This is a genomic window from Vibrio sp. 10N.261.54.E10 (assembly GCF_002877735.2).
Lineage (GTDB): Bacteria > Pseudomonadota > Gammaproteobacteria > Enterobacterales > Vibrionaceae > Vibrio > Vibrio crassostreae_C.
On the sequence record NZ_MCXE02000002.1, the window covers coordinates 1,193,012 to 1,213,594 of the forward strand.

Genomic DNA, 20,583 nt, shown 5'->3' on the forward strand with positions numbered 1-20,583 from the left:
TTTATTCTGTTACGAAATTTAAATAATTAAACTTTAAGGTGGGATATTTAAAATAGGGAAAGGATGATTTTTATCATGATGTGTTGATTAAAGAATTTTAATGGAATTATTATTGACATATGTATCAAATATGTGTCTATGTAAATATTAATCGGCTAGTGATGAAAGTAAGATATGAATGAGGTTGGTGTTATACCATGAGCACTGCCTAAAGTATAAGCAGCAACAAGTTAGAACAATTAGTGTTATTTTTGAGCAAATGTTAGCGTAACCACATGATATTCAAAGATCTGTTGCGGTGGCTTTGTGTTAACTATGGAAGCGTGCAATCGTTGAGTATTTAACATGCACCATCAAGCACCACGATCTGTGGTTCTTTTTCTGGCTGATAAAGCACCTGACAAAAGTCTCCTTCTGGCGAATAGGTGTAGTTTTCGGTGTCGAAAGAGATGGCGGCTACTCTTTCTGCATTGCTGCCAGAGTCTACTTCTTTGTTGATGACATGAAGCTCTGTTGCGTCGATATTGAGCAGTCTTCTTAGTGAGTCAACATAGGCGATTGGGTAACCATGACAAACGTAGTAGGTCTCAATCTCCGTCTTTTCAACATAGTTGCACTCATCCTCAACGCCAGCAATCGCTGACTTCGCGTAGATCATATCGATACCCGTGCGAAGGTTACCAGCCACATCATGTATTTTACTCGCCCGAGCACTTCCTTGAACGTCTAAGAACTTGACCATAGCTGTCGCCGAAACGATCGCTAAAATTAATACAGAGATGATGAGTTCTAAAAGAGTGAAGCCGTTTTGTCTGTTCATGGTTACCGATTATTTGCTCTGCTAAAGGGACGGAATGAGGGTAATCTAAATACCAAAGTCATTACAGTTAGTGGGTATAATGGTTTGGTGTTTTATTGTGTGAATTTCTAAGTAATTTTCTTTATAAACAATAGCTTAATTATTTCCTCTTACTGTTAAACGCTATGTAAGCATATGTAAGCATACGTAAGCGTACACACCCACAGCAGCCGATTGTTTAGGAAGCATTCAAACGACTTAATTTATTGATAAATAAGTCTTTAATTGTAGGATTGTCGACCATTCAAAAACTGACTTTCGACTTCATTTGAGGGAATTGGTTTACTAAATAAAAATCCCTGAAGATACTGGTATCCACAATCGATTAAGAACGCTTTTTGCGTTTCGGTTTCGACACCTTCAGCAACCACTTTTAGCCCCAATTTTTCACAGATAGCATGGGTGGCTTGGACAATCGCTTTGCTCCCTTTGTGTGAACCGTGGACGAAGCTTTTATCGAGTTTCACGGTGCTAATCGGTAAGTCATGCAACATCGACAGTGACGAGTAGCCTGTGCCAAAGTCATCAAGGTGAAGCTCTACGCCCAATTTAGAAATATCGCTTAACGCTTGCCTGACTTCACCATGCTTGAAGATCATGGAAGATTCGGTGATCTCAAGGGCGATGCTTTGAGGTTGGATATTGTAGAAGTTCAACATTGCTAATAGCTGCTCGGCAAAGGTCGCGTGCATCTGAATACTCGAAATATTGATACTCATCATCAACTCACTATCAAACTCACGTTGCCATATCGATAGCTGTTTGAGTGCAGAGTTCAGAACCCATTTCCCGAGCGGTACAATCTGCCCCGTCTCCTCCGCTAAGCTAATAAACTCATCAGGGCCTATGTTACCTAGCTCTTTGTCTGACCATCGAAGCAAGGCTTCAAACCCTTTCACCTTGTCGCTGTTGGTGTTCATGATCGGTTGATAGTGAAGGTTGAGATCGTCGTTTTCTATGGCGCGTGCCAGTCGATGGCGGATCTCTACTTTGCGATGCAGGGTTTGTGCTAAGTCTGGGGTAAACGTTTGGAAGCGGTTTCGACCATTCGCTTTTGCAAGATGCATCGCCATACCCGCTTGCTTTAGCAATGTTTCTTGGTCAACCGCGTTATCAGGGAAATGCGCGGTACCTATGCTGCAACCGACAGATAAACTGCCGATGCCTCTGATATGGAAACTTCGGTTTAAGGCATCAATGATGCGAGGGCAAAGTAGTGGGATATTTTGATTTCGGCAGGTGTGGGCAATCACAATGAATTCGTCGCCACCAAATCGCCCTATCATGCATTTCTCATCAACCAACTGTTTAAGGCGTTCACCAACCTGTTTGAGTAGTTGGTCTCCGACAGTGTGCCCATAAGTGTCATTAACTAATTTGAAGCCATCAAGGTCGACAAACATCAATTCAAACGGTGAGCGATAGGCAATGCTGGTTTCTAGAAGGTTGCTGATCCCACGGCGATTATAAAGCTCCGTTAAACAGTCGTGTTCTGCGTTGTATCTGGCTTTTATCAGCTTCTCTTTTTGCTTTGTTGTACAGGTTAGGTTTAGCAGCAGTTCGCTTTTATCAAAGAGCCACTTTCCTTGCACATCAAAATGGTGTGCTCTGAAGGAGGAAACCTTGATAAACCAAGGCGCACCGGTTGTTGGTTCTCTATTCTGTAAACGTGTATGTACAAAAGTGATTACTATGTTTTGCGTACGGTAAATGTAGGGCTCTGATTCCAATATTGATGATCTATGACCAGTATATATACTGCCTTCGCTTTTAATAAATACTGGTGATAGGAATGTCGAAAACCAAAGTGCTCATTGTTGAAGATGACCAAGAGATAGCTCGTCTAACGACGCTTTACCTCGAAGCTGAAGGTTACAATGTTAGCGTTGTTCATGAAGGGAACTTGGCACTTGAAGCGATCCGTAGTATTGAACCTGATTTAGTGCTGTTGGACTTGATGCTTCCAGGGATTAGCGGCGCGCAAATTTGCCGTCAAGCCCGTGAGTTTTACAATGGAATGATTTTAGTGCTAACGGCTTCCGCCGATGAAATGAGCGAGGTCAGCTTGTTTAAATTTGGTGCGGACGATTACGTTGCCAAACCGATTCGTGGCCATGCCTTGTTAGCGCGAATTGAAGCGTTATTGCGTCGAGCGACTCCCGTAAAAACTGCGCAAGAAACTACGGCTGAAAAACAGTGCGATATTGTAATCAACAGCTCTGCTCAAAGTGCCACGCTCTACGGCCAAAACCTCAAGCTTACTTCTGCTGAATTTGAAATCTTAAACCTTCTCGTTAATAACATCTGTCAGGTCGTGACTCGAGACCAGTGCTGTCAGTTATTTAGAGGGATAGATTACGCGTTCAACGACCGCTCGATTGATATGCGCGTGTCTGGGTTACGCCGAAAGCTGCGCATTCACGCAAAAGACAAACAGTTGATTCGTACGGTTCGCAACAAGGGGTACATGCTGGTTGCGTAAGTTCATTGCTACGAAGCTTCGCTCGGTTTCGATGTTTGCTCGCTTATACCTTGGGATTGTGACTGGGATGTCGGCAACGATATTTTTGTTCTTGAACCTTGGTGAGGGGTACATGCGACGCACCGAGATCGAAACCTTCCTCAATGATGGCATCTACTTTGCGGAGCAGTATGTTCGTCAACACAATCAAGAAAACTCACTCTATAAAGAGCTCGATAGAACAGGCTACCAACAATTTTATATCTTCAATTTACGCCTGTTGGAGAATTGGTCGGGCGAGGCGCCTTGCCAACAATGTGAGTTATACACAACCTTAAACGGTGTGCCGATATATCTAAGTGATGACAACCTCTATTCGACCGTGTTTCAGCTACCAAACTCTAAATTCAGTTTTGGGTTCAGTGAGGTAGGGGACTTTTTTTCTCCTGACATTGAATGGTACGAAGACTCAGAACGACACTTTTTGTTAGGGCTGTTGTTGGCTGTGATTGTGGCGATTGGAGCAAGTGTTTACTTACCTGTGAGGCGTTTTCAAGAAAGAATAGAGTTGCTCGTCGAGAAGCAGAAACAGTTTGGTAAGGGCAAGCTTAGTACTCGATCTGACATGGACGACATCCATCCTGTTTCTGATTTGGCCAGCAGTTTTAACTTCATGGCTGAAGAGATCGAAAGCAAAGTAAAACAAAGTCATATTTTCGCTCAAGCTATCCCACACGAAGTACGAACTCCGCTAAGTCGTATTCAACTGGCGACCGATATCCTAAGAAGGGGAGCCCCCGATAATCATCAGGTTCTTTTCGATGACATTGATACCTACATTGAGGATATCAACGAGCTCACGTCAGAAATCATCATGCTGTCGAAGTTGAATGTCATGGATAACTCTTTCTTTGAGCTCGTTAAAGTGACCTCCGATCTTCGTGAGTATTGCCTAGACCGAATTCGTTACTCGAAACTAGACAATGCCACCTTTGAATCTAAGGTACAGCTAGAGTGCAAGATTAAGTGTGATTGCTCAATGGCACGCTTGGTGTTCGATAACGTTCTCAAGAATGCGGGTAATTACACACAAGACAAAGTGTGGATGACGCTGGATGAGAACTCAGAAAACTGGCTGGTGGTGATTGAAGACAATGGTTCTGGAATACCAGAGAATAGGCGTGATGAGGTATTCCTTCCGTTCTCTCGACTAGACTCAAGCAGAACGTCGACCAACGGTGGATTGGGGGTGGGCCTCGCGATTGCTCTATCGGCGGCTAAAAAACTTTCTTGGGATATCAAAATCGACGACAGCAACCATGGTGGTGCCAAGTTCAGTATCGTGATTCCTAAGATCGCATAAACTGTAGCTTTAAGAACTCTTCAGGCTCGTCAAATAACAAAGCCACGGACTAATACCGTGGCTTTTTCATATTCCGATTTACAAGCGAGTGACTTCTTAGTACTACTGCTTAGAGCTTAGAGCTTAGAGCTTAGAGCTTAGAGCTTAGAGCTTAGAGCTTAGAGCGATGAAGTCCATAAATAGCGTGGTCTACGATGCGGCCATTCAAGTTCTCGTTACGAGTTATAATACCTTCTAACGTGAAATGTAAGCGCTCACAAACCTTGCGGCTGCTTTGGTTACCGGTTGCGGCTGATATCTCTACCTTTTCCATATCTAACTCATTGAAAGCAACATCAATCAGCTTCTGGACAACGCGCGTCACAATCCCCTTTCCTTGGTATGTCTCAGATAACCAATAACCTATGGTCACCTTTTGCTTATCATGATCAATGGTATTGAAACTGCAGTTACCGACGACCTTGTCTTGATACACGATTGCACAAGTCATGCTTTTCCCTTCGGCATAATCGTGTAGCGAGCGTTGGATGAAGATCCTAAAGTCTTGCTCGGTTTTACAATGTGGCGGCCACACGAGCCATTGACTTAGGTACTCATTCTGGCTTTGTGAGATTTCCGCGTAGTGAGAAGCGAAGCTCTCTTCAACCAATGCGATGGAGAGTTCGTTGTCGATAACCGTTTTAAACATGTCTTTCCTTTTCTTATGGCTGCTTATTTAAGCGAATCTTAGTCGGCAGGCTATAATGTCGCATGATTTTTAATATGCAACCATTTGTAGCACGGATTTTTCGTGATACGTTGGTTCTATCACGAAACTCATTAAACCTTACAATAGTTGTGTATATAATCATTAGCTATGCATTAGTATTAACGGCCTAAATATATAAAAAATATAAAAATGCTAGGCTTAAATAATGAATCAACATTGCCAGGACGTGACCGTGGACCTAAGGAAGGCTCTATTCGGTATTGCTAAGGCGCTTGATAACGTCGGTTTCGAAAGTAAAAATCATGGACAGAGAGTGGGCTATATCGCGTATCGATGTGCTCTGAGTGTGGGGTGGGAAGAAGAGCAAGCGCAGCTCGCGTTTTCGTTAGGCTTGATTCACGACTGTGGTGTCTCGCAAATTGATGAACAGCTCAGTTTAACGTCTGGGTTTGTACCTGACTCAAGCTATCACCATTGTCAAAAGGGCTACCAAATCTTAAAAGAGTGCCCAGTTCTTTCTATATTTGCTAAGCCGGTTCTTTATCACCATACTCCGTGGTCTGAGCTAAGGGCTATTCATATCAGCGAGTTAGAAAGAGAACTAGCTGCCATCGTGATGCTTGCCGATAGAGTCGATTATCTATACGGCATAACCTCTTCTGATCGTTATGGAAACCTAACACCAGATGGCAAAGCGAGCATCATTGAACGTTTGACTGAACAAGCGGATGAGATGTTCGAAACCAACCTTGTGCAACACATGTGCGAGTTGGTTGATTTGGATGACTTCTGGTTTTCTATGGAGATTCCATACATCGAGAACATGAGGGATAACTTTGAACCTGTGCCATTTTTCTCCCAGCAAATGTCGCTGGATGAGACGGTGGCCTTTGCCGAGTTTATCGCCAATGTTGTTGATACCAAAAGTTCGTTTACCTTTAAGCACTCTTTAAAGGTTGGGCAGCTTTCAGAATACCTCGCCAAACAGCTGGGTTATTCCTACACCACTCAGCGCAAACTCTATCTGGCTGGGTTAGTCCATGATATCGGTAAACTGCAAACCCCTAATGACATTCTGCATAAGCCGGATTTACTCACTGAAGAAGAGTATTGCTGTATTAAACGCCATGCAACGGACACTCGATTCGCATTGCAGGAGTTGTTCAGTTCACCTCAGGTTTGTCAGTGGGCATCTAATCACCATGAAAGGTTAGATGGTTCGGGTTACCCAATGGGAAAAACGGCGGAAGAGTTGGATCAACCCAGTCGAATTGTTGCTGTGGTGGATGTGTTTCAAGCGCTAACTCAGTCTCGACCTTATCGTGGAGGCATGACGTTAGAAGAGACTCTCGCTATTTTGAGGGACCACGTTGATAACTTTAAGTTGGATCGAGAAGTGTTTGAGTGCCTTAATAAACACGCGCAATATTGCTTTGAATTATCGACAGACAAACGAATGTACGCGTTTTAACGCCACTGAATGCTTTCGAGGTGTGACGCCTAAACTCATACTCGGTCGAAATGACTAAACACCAGAAACAGAAAAGCGATAGCCGAGGCTATCGCTTTTTTTAATGGGGGCTTATCAGGATTTTTAGATCGAGATTAGTATCGCTTTAAGATCTCGATGATCGCTTGCTCAGTTTCCGCTGCGATGATGGCATCAATGTCATTATCATTTTGGAACAACTCTGATAGCGCCATAATCGTGTGGATGTGGCTGTCTGAGTCCATTGCCGCCAGAGTAATTGAAAGATAAACGTCACCGTTGTCTTCCGACTCTAAATCAACACCCTTCTTGAATACTGTCACTTGCAGTGATGCTTCGTTCACACCATCCTCAGGACGAGCATGAGGCATCGCAATTTTTGGTGCTAGAACATAGTACGCGCCGATGTCCTTGTGCTTTTGCTTGATAGCTTGATAGCTTGATAGCTTGATAGCTTGATAGCTTGATAGCTTGAACATAATCTGTTCATTTCATAACGTTCCGTTACAAACCCTTGTTATTGACTGATGACTCAATAAATTTAACCCGATGTGTGAGCGAATTTACATAAATAACAATTATGTAAAATATTGATTTTATGAATGTTTACTCATTAAGTCGATTTTTGTTAGAACAGCCTATTCAAAACAATAAGATAGGTAAATCTATGAAAAAACTCGTCAGTTTACTGCTCGCTGCAGTATCGTTAGGGCTTTCTGGTTGTGCAACGGTATTAACAGCAGAACAAAGTGCGCCTCAACTCAATGAAGTTCCACAGGAAAAAGCGTTGACCGTCGCTGTAATCGATAAGAGACCATACGTTCTCGATCATGATAAAGAGCCAAAATTTGAGGGAATTATTCGCAGTTCGTTAGGTATTCCTTATACCTACAACACGGCGACACAGCAGCCAATGTCTCAATTTTTGACTGACAGATTGGTCGCAGGCTTGAAAAAACAGCAAGTAGCTGTTGAGTCGGTTGAGACGACGCCTGAAGAGGATATCACCAAGGTTGCTGAGCAGATGAAAGCATTCGACAACAAATCGATGATGTTTGTCTTGAATGAGTGGAAGTATGACTTCCACGCATTTACGGATAACTCTTGGTACAACGTTAATGTGATTATCTATGATGAAGCTGGTAATAAGCTACTCAGCAAAAATTTCCAAGGCGAGAATGATGTACCTGATGGTGGTGCAATCATCAATGAGATGCAACTGATCTACAAACAGCGTTTTGAAGAGATATTCCGAGATGCTGAAGTGAAAAGTGCCCTGCTAAACTAGTTATTCCCACTTTGATCTCATATTTTGAAAAAGCCACACTCTGTGGCTTTTTGTTTTAATGATGGTTTTTTTTGCATTATTTCTTGCTGGGGAAATGAATTATTGCGAGAAGTAGTTCGATTTGTACGCTTTATGACCGCGCGATCGTTTGCGTCAAAAAATGTGATGAAAGTCTCACTTAACTGTTTATACTTCTTTTCCGGTTTTAAGCCGGTGCTTAGCCAATACAAGCCGTCACATGGATATGTGAATGACCCCACGGACCGGACCAGCTACGTTCCACTGCTTGTATAAGGTGATTTTTTACATGAACAACTCGTTGTTACATTCGCTAACCCTGTTAGCTCCTTCATCGCGTAGCGTTTTGCTTGCGGTTCTTTGTCCTGTTCCTTTGATGTCATTTGCTTGGCTCATGTTCACTCTTTAAGGATTACTAGGACACATTATGAATATTCTATTTGGTTTTGTCGGTGTTCTTGCACTGATTGCTTGCGCGTACCTGTTATCTGAAAGTCGTTCTTCAATTAACTGGAAAACGGTCTCTCGTGCACTATTACTTCAAATCGGTTTTGCAGCCTTAGTCTTGTATTTCCCATGGGGACAACTGGCGTTAACAAGCCTAAGCAATGGCGTTTCGAGTTTGCTTGGTTTTGCAGACGTTGGTATCGCTTTCCTATTTGGTGATCTGGCTACTGAAGGTTTCATTTTCGCGATTCGCGTACTTCCAATCATTATCTTCTTCAGTGCTTTGATCTCTGCGCTCTATTATTTAGGCGTTATGCAGAAAGTGATTCAAATCTTGGGCGGAGCGGTGCAAAAACTGCTGGGTACAAGTAAAGCTGAATCTCTGGTTGCTACAGGTAATATCTTCCTTTCTCAGGGTGAGTCTCCTCTTCTTATTCGTCCCTTTTTAAAGTCTATGACTCGTTCGGAACTGTTTGCTGTAATGGCAGGTGGTATGGCGTCGGTAGCGGGTAGTGTACTTGGTGGTTATGCTGGCCTTGGTGTTGAGCTTAAATACCTTATCGCTGCAAGCTTTATGGCGGCTCCGGGCAGTCTGTTAATGGCGAAGATCATTGTTCCTGAGCGCAGCACACCAAGTGATTACGACCATATCGAACTAGATAAAGCTGACCAAAGCAACGTGATTGATGCATTGGCAAGCGGCGCGATGAACGGTATGAAGGTTGCGGTAGCGGTTGGTACTATGTTGGTTGCCTTCGTGAGTGTGATTGCGATGGTCAACACTGGCCTAGAAAGCCTAGGTGAAACGTTCGGTTTTGCGGGTATTACGCTACAAGCTATTTTTGGTTACCTGTTCTCGCCTCTTGCATGGCTGATCGGTATCCCAAGTGACGAAGTATTGATGGCGGGTTCTTACATCGGTCAGAAGATCGTTATGAACGAGTTTGTTGCTTTCATCGACTTCGTTGAGAACAAAGCTCTGTTATCTGAACACAGCCAAGTGATCGTGACTTTTGCTCTATGTGGCTTTGCTAACATTGGTTCTATCGCGATTCAGTTAGGTTCAATCGGTGTTATGGCACCAGAGCGCCGTGCTGAAGTTGCAAACTTAGGTTTGAAAGCTGTAGCTGCTGGTACGCTAGCAAACCTAATGAGTGCATGCTTAGCGGGTATTTTCATCCTGCTTTAAGCTAGATTCAGTTAAAGCGGACACTTTGCTTACGGAGTTAACGTAAGGAGGGTGTCCGCTTTTTTGTGCCTGTTAATCAGGCGAAATCAGGTTTTGGCCGTCGACTGTGATTTGTCTATCGTGAGTAAAAGCTCACTCGGAAGAGTAATAGAGCCAGTTCCTTTTATCCGATATACTTGAATATCATCAGGTTGCGATTAATAACATTCGGCTTCGATTAAGAACATTCGATTTCGATTGAGAACATTCGGTTCCGACTAAGCATATCCGCTTTCGATTAGGAACAATGGCAACCAAGCTAAATTAATCAAGGGTCTCTCCATGAACATTCGCGTTCTCATCGGTCTTATTGTTACCTTCATTGGCTTGTTTGCGATGGTTTACCTAATTGCTGGCGGCGCTCAGTTTCCTATCTACCAGTGGCCAAAAGAGGCTTATCTCGGTTTGGTGTTCAGCGTGGTGTGGGGGGCTGGTGTCGCAGCGTCTGTAGCGTATTTCTTCTCGGCATTGGTGTTTGTTACTGTCGCCGTGGTTTGCTATGCGATCGGTTATAAAATCGGTGGGCTCTTTTCTTCAAGTTCTAAAGCTTAATCTTATCAAGGTGTGCTGATGTTCATTGAAGTAGGGCTGATTTGAATGCACTGGCTCGATCGTTGGAAGGTGTATCGCTATCATCGGAAACAAACTAACCGCTCGAATGGCGACAAGGCTAAAGCTTTAGGTTGGACTAGCGAAGAGAGTCAATTGTGTCGCTTTGAAGTAATCGCTCGTGCGGCGGACTTCGAAAAGAAGAGTGTTTTAGATTTGGGTTGCGGCTATGGCGAGCTGTTTGAACTGCTCGACAGCATCTATCGTATTCAATCTTATACCGGCGTTGACCAACACGCAGGCTTTCTTAAGAAGGCGAAGCAAAACTACACAGAAGATCGTTGTCAGTTTTTGGCGGGTGATATGAGCAAAATGAACCTTGAGGCGCACGACATTGTCATCGCTAGTGGTTCACTGAACTACATCTCTCGTGATTCTGATTATCTGACAAACATGATTACTCGCATGTATGAACTGGCGAATCAGACGGTGATTTTTAATCTTCTCAACTCAAGCCAGTATCCTTCGCGTAATACCTTGATGAGTTATCACCCTCAAGGTGTCTATCGTTTCTGTAAAACGCTCTGCGATGATGTCTCTTTAACGGAGGGCTACGCAGAAGGGGATTTTACGATAGTGATGAACAAAGCCGTGTCAGGAGCTTGATGTCGTCTTTGTTTTTATCTTTACGCAGGTTTTGATATTAACAACTTTTGATACGAGTACTGACGTAGTAAACAGCAAAAAGCCGCAGCCTTGAAAGGTATGAGGCTTTTTGGGTTCTATGATGAACCTAGGCTAGGTATGTTGCTAGTTCTTCGGTGGTTGGTTTTTAATGAGTCCGTAAGGGATGTTAGTAAACACCTTAGGGTTGCCTTCATAAGTCGGCGCTTCATTCACTTGCTGCCAATCGAGTAGCATGATTGCTAACACGTTGCGGTGTTCACCGTACTCAAGATCAAAATCACCAGTGATAGAAGGGATCATGCCTTGTTTCTCATCGATTGAAGCTTGAATCGCGAGTCGAGTTTTCTCTAGAACTGGGTCATCTTCTAAACCTGCCAACAAGAAGGTTAATCCAACCTCAGCAATGACATCTTCTTTCGCACGCAGCAGAATCGTATCGATGTTTTCTCTAAAGTAATCGTAGATCCATTGATGGTCTTGTTCGCTTACTTGATGTTGGTAATATTCTGAGTCGCCGAAGATGACGTGTGTCATACCATAGATCTTATTGCCGAATTGCTGGCTTGAGAGTTTTTTGTCTTTATCGTCTGGATACGCTTTTTTGAAGGTATCGACAAACTCATCAACGACATCCTGCTCGCCCAGTTGGCGCAACCAGTAAACCTGATTCGCTAATTGAGCGGCCCACGCTTTCACCATGTCTTCATTGGTCACGTATCGTGAGAAGTCATAGCGACGAATGATTTCGCGTAGCTTGGCATCGTTCTTGTGTTCTAAACCGTATTCGTTAGCACGAGCCATAGAGCCTAGAAGGTCAACACCAAGGTAAAGGTATTCAGGCATGTGCTTGGTGATGTTGTAGCGTCGAATACTGCGCTCATCGTTATCACCAATATAAGATGCAACTCGCTTCTCTGAGTAGAGTACGATTTGTTCCATGGTTTGAACGTCATTCGACAGGGTGCTGAGCTTGCTTGCCACTCGAGCCATGTCGCTCCACACCGCAGCAGAATACTTATCGTCTAATGTTTGGCGATACATGCGCAGCCCGTAATGACCTTCTTTGAATGCAGGCAGAGTGTAAAGCTGGCTTTCGTAGGTGGTGCGAATTAGGTCTGCAGATTGCTTGAAAGATTGTTCTTGAGAATTGAGCGAATCTGCTTGGGATTGAACGTTCACTGCGGTTGGCGCTTGAACGTTTTCTTGTGCGTGAACGGCAACCGAGGCTGATAGCAATGTACACAGTGTGATAGTTTTTAACTTCATGTCGTGAGGTACCAAGCTGATTATTAGTCTATGTAAAATAACATTGATGAATCCTTTAATGTAAGCGTTGAGTCAATACAATGTAAGCTTTATAAGGTTCACTAACCCTTTTTGATTAAACCATTCGTTTAGTAAAGAAGTTTGAAGTGATGGATCACCCAATATTTGATAGATAGTCGACGTTAGTATGGATTTTTAATGACTTAGCGGCATACTGGAGCAATAAGCCAGAAATGAGCCGTTATAAGGCAGTATATAGAACAATAGTGTTAGAGGTTCGTAAATGCCAAGTGGTTCTAGCAAGCAGTGGTCTGCCAGAGTAGTAGCTTTTCTTTTTTTCCTTGCGATAGTAAGCGCAATTGAGTTCTTTCATGCCAAGCAATTAACTTTTCTTAAAAACGAATCGTATTCACAGGCAAAAAAGCAACTATCCATTATTCGTTCTCGGATTGAAGCCGCGATCGTGTCAGATATGTATATCCTCAATAATTTCTCGACCTTAGTGACCATCAACCCCGATGGTGAGGTGAAAAATTGGGATAAGATTGCTGAGAATATCATTCAAGATGGCTTCCATATTCGACTTATCGGACTCGCCAAAGACGACATTCTAAATTTTGTTTACCCGCTGGAAGGTAATGAGCAGATTCTCGGTATTAATTATCGTGATCACCCAAATCAATGGGAGTCTGTTGAGATAGCCCGTAATCTTGGCAACACCTTTATTGCTGGTCCCTTTGAGTTGTTTCAAGGTGGGCAAGCCCTCATTACGCGTACTCCGATCTTCCGAGATCCGCCTTTTAATCAAGATTATTGGGGTGTCTCCAGTGCTGTTATCGGTTTAGATGAGCTGTTTGAAGATGTTGGAATCGGCAAGATCGAGAAAAAGTATGAATTAGCAATTCGTGGTGCAAACAGTTCAGGGAAAGATGGCGCTGTCTTTTATGGTACTCAGGATGTGTTTGATAATGCGTTTGCCACTGAACAGGTGAGTTTTCCATACGGGGGTTGGTACCTTGCTCTCTCCGGTAACGAACATGTATTGATGGATGAGCCTTGGTATCGCATCCAAGCGGTAAGGCTGGTGGGCTACTCCATAATATTAGTGCTGGCGTTTGCTTTCTTTACTATTTATCGCCTTTACCGCATTGCAGATAGCCGCTCTATGCATGATGAGTTAACGATGTTACCGAATCGTCGATACTTCATGTATAGCCTCAAGCAGGCCTTCAAAACCACTCAAAAACAGAGAGCGAGAACCTTTGCCGTTGTAAATATCGACCTCGATGGGTTTAAAGCAATCAACGACACTTATGGTCACGCGGCAGGCGATCAGGTATTGATTGAGTGTGCTAACCGCATCAGAAGTGAGCTGCGTGTTTCAGATATCGTCGCAAGGATAGGCGGTGATGAGTTCTTGGTCTTGTTGCCACGCATTATCGATGATCAACACGTATCGTCGATCGTGACTAAACTACGAAAGGCGATATGCTCGGCACCAGTTGTGTACGACGCGCACTCTATTTATCTCAGAATCAGTGTGGGTTGGGTTATTCACAATAACAACTACAATGATGTCGATGCGCTCTTAAAAGCCGCTGATGAAAAAATGTACGAACAGAAGCGACAAGTTATCTAGGTTGAATTTTAGCTGCGATTAGAATTTAGTTGCTGAATGGGGGGAAAAGCCTCAGAATACCGCGCTTTGCTCCGTATCAATGTATTTGATGAGCAAAAGCTGAAGCAACGCACTTTTTAACGTGTTGCTCATACTAAATGTTATTCAACTGAGAAAATAATCTATGAGTTTTACCTCCCTTGGCCTTTCTGAACCGATCCTTAAAGCTATTGAAGCACAAGGTTACGATAAGCCATCACCAATACAAGAGAAAGCCGTGCCAGCTGTCCTAACGGGCAAAGATGTTATGGCCGCTGCTCAAACAGGTACAGGTAAAACTGCAGGCTTCACGCTACCTATTCTTGAAATGTTATCGAAAGGTACTCGCGTACGTCAGAACCAAGTTCGTGCGCTCGTGCTAACGCCAACTCGTGAGCTTGCTGCGCAAGTGAATGGCAGCGTAGTGAAGTACGGTATTAACTTACCGCTGACTTCGACGGTCGTGTTTGGTGGTGTGAAGATTAACCCTCAGATGCAAAAACTGCGTAAAGGCAGTGACGTGTTGGTGGCAACACCTGGTCGTCTCCTTGACCTATACAACCAAAATGCAGTGCGTTTCGACCAACTAGAAATCCTAGTGTTAGATGAAGCAGACCGTATGCTAGATATGGGTTTCATCCGCGATATCCGTAAGATCTTGGCTTTCTTGCCTAAGAAGCGTCAGAACCTACTGTTCTCAGCGACGTTCTCTGATGATATCCGCAGCTTAGCGAAAGGCTTAGTGAACAATCCTGTTGAAATTTCAGTAAGCCCTGCAAACTCGACGGCAAAAACGGTTGAGCAAAGCATCTACCCAGTAGACAAAAAGAAAAAAAGCGCAATGCTAGCGAAGCTAATCAAAGATAACGATTGGCGACAAGTGTTGGTGTTCAGCAAGACGAAACACGGTGCTAATAAGCTTGCTCGCTTCCTTGAAGAGCAAGACATCACTGCTGCACCTATTCATGGCAACAAGAGCCAAGGTGCACGTACTAAAGCCTTAGAGAACTTCAAAACAGGTAAGGTACGAGTACTTGTTGCAACTGATATCGCTGCTCGTGGTATCGATATCCCACAACTGCCTCAAGTAGTTAACTTCGATCTTCCTCATGTATCAGAAGACTATGTACACCGTATCGGTCGTACTGGCCGTGCTGGTGAAGTAGGTAAAGCGATTTCATTGGTTTGTGCGGATGAAGTGGGTGAGCTGTTCGGTATTGAACGCCTTATTCAACAAGTGCTAGAGCGTCGTGAACTGGAAGGTTTCTCTCCAGTAAACAAGTTACCTGAGTCTCGCTTGGATTCACGTCCAATCAAGCCTAAGAAACAGAAGAAAGCAAAACAGCCACGTGAGCATGCTGATGGTCAACGCTCTGGTGATAACGCTCGCGGGCACAAGCCAGCAGGTAAGAACAAGCGTCATGTAGCTGGCAATGGTTCGGCGCCAAAGCGTAAACCAACATCTGGAAAGAAACCGGCTGAAAACAATTCAGCTGCGACAGGTGAAGATAAGTCAGTAAGAAACAACGGCAGCAACTTTAAGCGCGGTAGTGCGGGCAATAAACCTGCTGCAAATAACGCGGGTGCTCAGAACACTCTAAGCAAACCAAGCGGTGCGGGTAAATCTAACGGTACTGGTAAGCCAAATAACGCGGGTAAACCTGCAGGCAAGCCTAAGAAGTCTGGTTACGGCGGTAGCTACGGCCCAAGCAAGTCGTCAAATAAGCCAACAGGCAACAAACCTTCACCGTCGAGAAGCCGCTCTAAGCCAGCTCCTCAGAAGTAATCTTTTCTGAGATATTGAAAGAGCAACGAACATGAGTCGCTTTATAAAAAGGCGTCTCGTGGGTTAAGTTCTTTCTGTCATAGAAATCGAATAAGCGCGAATATTGAATCTCAATGTTCGCGTTTTTTTATGGGTGTTGTTTATGTTGAGTAACCGTATAGCTTGAGTAAGCTAGGGGAGGTTTATTGCTGTTTAAAGTGATTGAATCTAAGGGAAATATGATATTTTTGGGAAGGGTAATGAATCTTTAATTATTCATTAATAATAACATAATCACTAGCGTTTTTGTTGAATTTTGCAATTTGCAATTCCAGTTTGCAAAACAAGCAAGGATATCCGGCCAATACGTGTCCAGATGCGTAGTAAATACGTGTTTTAAAAGTTGGCACGCATGCTGCATTAGTAATGGTGACCCTTCTTAAGCCGAGGGTCACCTAGCCAACTGACGTTGTTAGTGAACCTTTTTTGTTCACACAAAATATATGACCAATCACCCTTATTGTGATTGGTTTTTTTTTGCCTGAAATTTAGGTTCTATTTTTTGTTATTACTTTTTTACTCACCACACTTAGAGTAACAGCTTGGTTGGCGTGGGCATTCTCCACCTCTGGAGCAGATAAGCCTCGCCTCTGTCTCAATCCCACGTTCAATCCAATTTATATTTAGAATCTTGGCTATTGTCGTGAGATCTTTTTTGATGTTACGCGGAATTGCCACAGAGCCACCATTGTTAACGCATGACGCTTTAAGCTGCTCTGCTATGTCTCTTGAATTACCGCCTTGAGCATCAATCGCAGGGTTGAGATCTATACCAGCACACAACACACGATTGTTACCCGCAGGATCCGTCATATTGATGGATTCACAGCAGTAGATTCTTGGCTCATCACCCACGTTCAAAATGGAGATTTGAGCCGAGCTTCCCGCTCGAGGTTCTGATAATCGACGGAACACAGCCCAATGTTGACATGGGTCAGCGACCGTTCTCATATTTCCCCAAGGTAGCGGAATCCCGTTCCCGCGATATACCGCCTTGAGTTTCCCCGGCCCATAAGCATCAAAGTAGTGCCAGTGAGGGTAGGGCGATACTACAGTCATTCGACGCATCGCAACAGAGGGGGAAACCCCTGCTCTTTTGTGAACGTCGATTTCGTAACCAGTGCGGTCAAGTAGCTGCCTAAACGGGACTTTCGGGCACAGAAGTGCGCCAGCAAAGAAGCTGGATTCAAAGTCTCGCCATGCTTGAAGAATATCTTGGGAGTTGAGCTGTGAAGATCCCGATATCTGGTTGTCGTCCCACGTGTTGTTGTTACCGACCGACAACACACTCTTTAGGCCCTCTTTGCTGTGCAGAATGCAATGACCGATATAAACCGAAAGGTCGTATTTCAGACGGGTTGGGTACTCTTTAAGGATCTCGTTTAAGAAGATAGTACCGGGAGGCTCAAAGAAGGATGTCACCAACTGCTTAGCGTTAATTCCGAGCTCATCGACTACGTCTTGCGGCGTTCGCGTTACCCAGCGGATGTTGATTCCTAGGCTTCTAGCGATGTCTATCAGGTCTTCTACGCTGAGGTTAAGACGTTTTAAGCCTACTTCTTCCGCAGCGCGCTCAAGGTCAGGGAAGTGGTTCTGGTTGCTCTCTTGGTGTGCTCGAATCAAGAGGTGCGCAAACTGGCGGCCTGAAATGCCCGTTTGTGACAGCATCTCAGGAATCGCAATTTGCAGGATATCGTTTGAGAATAGGAAGCTCGGCTCGAGCGCCATGCCACTTATCCCACCACGATTCCCCTTATCAGGAGCAATGGCTTGTTGTTCAGATTCGTCGTCGAGGAACCACGTCGGATTCTTCTGAAAGACCTGTGCAATCACTTCCAGCATATCGATGCTCGGAACCCGCTTTCCACGTTCAATCATTGAAAGGTAAGAAACGGAAGGAGCACATTCTGGGTCGATTCTAATACAACGCGCAGACAGGTCTTCCATCGTTAAATGGTTACGTTTTCTTAGGTTACGTATTTTCGTACCTAGGAAATGTGACTGACGAACTAAACTTTTTGACAAGGCCATATTTGTAAAATTCACATTGTAAAATTTTTGTTGTGAAATTGTATGTAAAAAAGCGCTAATCTACAAACTAAGCAATTCACAAAATGACAAATAAATTAAACGTTAGTTTGGAATAATTGCTCTAGGACACATTTTTGCTGTAGAAATCGGTGGTTATCACCGGACTGGTCAAGAGGGAAAGACTATGAATATGCTTACATTCGATAAAACAGAAATCCAAAAACAATCAAAGCCATTTATCGCTGAAGCTGTCTTTGCCGTGGAGACAATCAATGCTAATCAGCAAACTGAAAAGCAAGTGAAAGCAAAGCAGCTGCTTGATCGACTATTCCCACTAGAGAATGGCTCACATCAAGACGTAACCAGCTACGTAGTCGATTACCGCCATATTATGGCTTACTTTAAAGACGGTCAGCACAGCGGTCTGAAGCACCCTAAGCAGTTTGTAGCGTACATGGGTGAGAAGAACGACCCAGACTCTATCTTGTTTCGAGATGGCAGTGGCAGCCACCTAGAGGTGATGTTTGGTTGCCACAAAGGGACAGGTTGTATTGAGCTAGTAGAAATTGATGATATTCAGTTGGAATCATGCACCACGTTTGGCCAATCACCAATGGAAGCAACAACCACAATGCGTGAAGAGACCATTGCAGCGATGCGCCACTGGATCAGTTTGATTCAAGGTGACGCAAAGGGTAAACCAAAGGCATGCAGTGAAGATAAAGAGTTCAGAGCAAAGAGTGGTGAAGACTACTGCTTGAATTATTGCTTCCAGATCTAACGGTGAATCCTAGTTAGCTAAAGTAATTTATACAACTAAAGAAAAAAAGCCCCGAAGATAATGAACTTTGGGGCTTTCTAGTCTCAATACGAGCCGACTAATATGTCGATAAGAGCATTGTTGGTGTGTTTTACAAAGGCATGACTCGGTTACGGCCAAGTGATTTCGCTTCATAAAGTAGCTTATCAGCACGTTCAATCAGCGATTGAGCTGATTCGCCGGGTTCAAGTTCAGCGACACCAAACGATGCAGTGATACTGCCGACTTGTTGACCACTGCGGCGATCTTTAATCGACAGCTTTTCTAGAGAGCGACGATTGGTATCAGCGAGTTGACGAGCAATACGCAAAGACTTGTTAGGCACAATCAGCGCGAACTCTTCACCACCAAATCGATAGGCAGAAATACCTTCACGGCAACTTAACTTCAGCTTGCGAGCGATCGCTTTAAGCACCATATCGCCAAACAAGTGGCCATAGGTGTCGTTGAAATTTTTAAAGTGGTCGATATCGAGAAGAATCAGACACAAAGATTGTTGTGCTTCACACAGGGTTTCTATGTCACGGTCGAAAGAGCGACGGTTATAGAGTGTGGTTGTACTATCGAAAAGCGCATCTTTCTGAACTTCTACTAACTGGGTTTTTAGCTTGGTGATCTCTGAGGTTGCAGAGTTTAGCTGAGAGTTTAAAAACTGAGTAGAGTGACGAATATGACGGGATTCAGACACCAGCTGTCGAACTAAGGACATGACTTCATCAATAGATAGGCTTTCATTATCAACACGAGCCAAGTCCTCGAAGCTTTTATCGATCATGTCAGAAAAAGCGGAGGTGTCGGTCAGGGTGTCATTCATTGAATTGGAAACTTCAGAAACTAACAGTTCCAAATTAGCGCGAAGGTCATTGATATTGGTTTCGGATTTGCTGGCAACATAATTGTTGTATAGCTGCTCACCAACGGCAGGAGGACAAATACCGTAGTGTTCTAAAACACCATCCATGTCTTGAGTTAGCTGGGGAATAGCGTTATCGACATAGGTGTACCAAAGTGCGTAATTTGCAGGTGTCGTTGACACCCTGTTCTTCATCATAAGAGGCACCGCTTTTTTTAGATTTGCGGTGGATTTCTGAAATTCGTCTTTGTTCATTATTTTTACTGCAGATACCAAAACAACTAAGCCACTTGCGAACAAGGTTAGCGGATTTCGAAGGTCTTTGCTTTAAAAATTATATAATTAGTGGATGAGGATTGGATAAATAACTCATTTTTATTATGAATATCGATTGCGTATTCATAAGTACAATCTAATGGATTGTTCTTTAACCATATTTGGGCTTATCAAACTTTCGGCGTAGCGTGAGTTAGTATCAAAAGATTGCTGAGAAATGAGTGTTGTTGTCTCTGGAAGTGCATACAAAAAGTGAAGTTATTTGGGCGTCGAGCTTTAACTGAGAGTGGTTAGATTGGGAGGCTTGGCTGGTGATTTGTATTTGTTCAGAGTTAACGGGTGAAGCTTGCATCAAGAGGGGAAATGTTTATGAGCAGGCATAAAAAAGCGCCGATAAAAATCAGCGCTTTAAAATTCTTTTTAGCTATAAGAGCTAATTATTGAGCAACAACGTTTGCTGCTTGTAGGCCTTTTTGACCGTTTTCAACTTCGAAAGAAACCTTTTGGCCTTCTTTCAGAGTTTTGAAGCCTTCAGAAACGATTGCACGGAAGTGTACGAATACGTCAGCGCCGCCGTTGTCTTGAGAAATGAAGCCGAAACCTTTCTCTTCGTTAAACCATTTTACAGTGCCAGTATTTGTGTTAGACATAATTTGTCCCTTATTCATAAATTTTCTAAGTTGTTGATTGCATTTAATGCAATGCGCTGATAATTGAATTATTTAATATTGCTAAGAAATAAGGAAAAACTACTTAC

Annotated in this window: 17 protein-coding genes and 1 pseudogene; 10 read left to right on the forward strand and 8 right to left on the reverse strand. The window is 43.6% G+C overall.

What is annotated here, in order from left to right:
• Nucleotides 1-340: 340 nt before the first annotated feature.
• Nucleotides 341-820, reverse strand: coding sequence for a type II secretion system protein (locus tag BCU07_RS16530; RefSeq protein ID WP_017060589.1), 480 nt, complete (start codon nucleotides 818-820; stop codon nucleotides 341-343).
• 260 nt (nucleotides 821-1,080) lie between these two features.
• Nucleotides 1,081-2,469: pseudogene (locus BCU07_RS16535) on the reverse strand (putative bifunctional diguanylate cyclase/phosphodiesterase); the annotation flags it as partial.
• Between the two features lie 182 nt (nucleotides 2,470-2,651).
• Here BCU07_RS16535 and BCU07_RS16540 point away from each other — a divergent pair.
• Together BCU07_RS16540 and BCU07_RS16545 are read left to right on the forward strand one after the other, a co-directional pair.
• Complete coding sequence (locus BCU07_RS16540) at nucleotides 2,652-3,341, forward strand: response regulator transcription factor (RefSeq protein ID WP_102428771.1); 690 nt, start codon at nucleotides 2,652-2,654, stop codon at nucleotides 3,339-3,341.
• Complete coding sequence (locus BCU07_RS16545) at nucleotides 3,334-4,683, forward strand: sensor histidine kinase (protein WP_102428772.1); 1,350 nt, start codon at nucleotides 3,334-3,336, stop codon at nucleotides 4,681-4,683. The genes BCU07_RS16540 and BCU07_RS16545 overlap by 8 nt, the downstream gene beginning before the upstream one ends.
• A 151-nt stretch (nucleotides 4,684-4,834) precedes the next feature.
• On the opposite strand, the gene BCU07_RS16550 is transcribed toward BCU07_RS16545, so the two are convergent.
• Nucleotides 4,835-5,371 carry a GNAT family N-acetyltransferase gene (locus BCU07_RS16550; RefSeq protein WP_017069226.1) on the reverse strand — a complete coding sequence of 179 codons (537 nt, stop codon included), beginning with the start codon at nucleotides 5,369-5,371 and terminating at the stop codon, nucleotides 4,835-4,837.
• Nucleotides 5,372-5,597: 226 nt separating this feature from the next.
• Here BCU07_RS16550 and BCU07_RS16555 point away from each other — a divergent pair, with 226 nt between their 5' ends.
• On the forward strand, nucleotides 5,598-6,863 hold the full coding sequence (locus BCU07_RS16555) for an HD-GYP domain-containing protein (protein ID WP_029235617.1): 1,266 nt from the start codon (nucleotides 5,598-5,600) through the stop codon (nucleotides 6,861-6,863).
• A 134-nt stretch (nucleotides 6,864-6,997) separates the two neighbouring features.
• On the opposite strand, the gene BCU07_RS16560 is transcribed toward BCU07_RS16555, so the two are convergent.
• Complete coding sequence (locus tag BCU07_RS16560) at nucleotides 6,998-7,360, reverse strand: PTS sugar transporter subunit IIA (RefSeq protein ID WP_277871501.1); 363 nt, start codon at nucleotides 7,358-7,360, stop codon at nucleotides 6,998-7,000.
• Nucleotides 7,361-7,548: 188 nt separating this feature from the next.
• Here BCU07_RS16560 and BCU07_RS16565 point away from each other — a divergent pair, with 188 nt between their 5' ends.
• The 4 genes from BCU07_RS16565 to BCU07_RS16580 all read left to right on the forward strand — a co-directional run bounded on the left by BCU07_RS16565 (nucleotide 7,549) and on the right by BCU07_RS16580 (nucleotide 11,077).
• The gene (locus BCU07_RS16565; protein WP_017060596.1) at nucleotides 7,549-8,169 is read left to right on the forward strand and encodes a hypothetical protein; all 621 of its coding nucleotides are present in this window, start codon (nucleotides 7,549-7,551) and stop codon (nucleotides 8,167-8,169) included.
• A 445-nt stretch (nucleotides 8,170-8,614) separates the two neighbouring features.
• Nucleotides 8,615-9,823, forward strand: coding sequence for a NupC/NupG family nucleoside CNT transporter (locus BCU07_RS16570; RefSeq protein WP_102320600.1), 1,209 nt, complete (start codon nucleotides 8,615-8,617; stop codon nucleotides 9,821-9,823).
• A 321-nt stretch (nucleotides 9,824-10,144) separates the two neighbouring features.
• Complete coding sequence (locus BCU07_RS16575; RefSeq protein ID WP_017064869.1) at nucleotides 10,145-10,414, forward strand: hypothetical protein; 270 nt, start codon at nucleotides 10,145-10,147, stop codon at nucleotides 10,412-10,414.
• Between the two features lie 45 nt (nucleotides 10,415-10,459).
• Nucleotides 10,460-11,077, forward strand: coding sequence for a class I SAM-dependent methyltransferase (locus BCU07_RS16580; protein ID WP_017064868.1), 618 nt, complete (start codon nucleotides 10,460-10,462; stop codon nucleotides 11,075-11,077).
• A gap of 144 nt (nucleotides 11,078-11,221) precedes the next feature.
• Here BCU07_RS16580 and BCU07_RS16585 read toward each other — a convergent pair whose 3' ends face one another.
• Entirely contained in the window at nucleotides 11,222-12,364 is a 1,143-nt protein-coding gene (locus tag BCU07_RS16585; protein ID WP_017060606.1) for a DUF3541 domain-containing protein, read from the reverse strand.
• 283 nt (nucleotides 12,365-12,647) lie between these two features.
• Between BCU07_RS16585 and BCU07_RS16590 the strand changes: the two genes are divergently transcribed.
• Complete coding sequence (locus BCU07_RS16590; RefSeq protein ID WP_102428773.1) at nucleotides 12,648-14,003, forward strand: diguanylate cyclase; 1,356 nt, start codon at nucleotides 12,648-12,650, stop codon at nucleotides 14,001-14,003.
• Nucleotides 14,004-14,166: 163 nt separating this feature from the next.
• Entirely contained in the window at nucleotides 14,167-15,807 is a 1,641-nt protein-coding gene (locus BCU07_RS16595) for a DEAD/DEAH box helicase (RefSeq protein ID WP_102428774.1), read from the forward strand.
• A 555-nt stretch (nucleotides 15,808-16,362) separates the two neighbouring features.
• On the opposite strand, the gene BCU07_RS16600 is transcribed toward BCU07_RS16595, so the two are convergent.
• On the reverse strand, nucleotides 16,363-17,892 hold the full coding sequence (locus tag BCU07_RS16600) for a DUF3612 domain-containing protein (RefSeq protein ID WP_082153947.1): 1,530 nt from the start codon (nucleotides 17,890-17,892) through the stop codon (nucleotides 16,363-16,365).
• Nucleotides 17,893-18,061: 169 nt separating this feature from the next.
• On the opposite strand from BCU07_RS16600, the gene BCU07_RS16605 reads away from it, so the two are divergent.
• Nucleotides 18,062-18,658: a malate synthase gene (locus BCU07_RS16605; protein WP_017060610.1), complete on the forward strand. Its 597-nt coding sequence runs from the start codon at nucleotides 18,062-18,064 to the stop codon at nucleotides 18,656-18,658.
• Between the two features lie 130 nt (nucleotides 18,659-18,788).
• Here BCU07_RS16605 and BCU07_RS16610 read toward each other — a convergent pair whose 3' ends face one another.
• Both BCU07_RS16610 and BCU07_RS16615 read right to left on the reverse strand, forming a co-directional pair.
• On the reverse strand, nucleotides 18,789-19,805 hold the full coding sequence (locus BCU07_RS16610) for a GGDEF domain-containing protein (RefSeq protein WP_017060611.1): 1,017 nt from the start codon (nucleotides 19,803-19,805) through the stop codon (nucleotides 18,789-18,791).
• 458 nt (nucleotides 19,806-20,263) lie between these two features.
• Nucleotides 20,264-20,476: a cold-shock protein gene (locus BCU07_RS16615; RefSeq protein ID WP_004740083.1), complete on the reverse strand. Its 213-nt coding sequence runs from the start codon at nucleotides 20,474-20,476 to the stop codon at nucleotides 20,264-20,266.
• Between the last annotated feature and the right edge of the window lie 107 nt (nucleotides 20,477-20,583).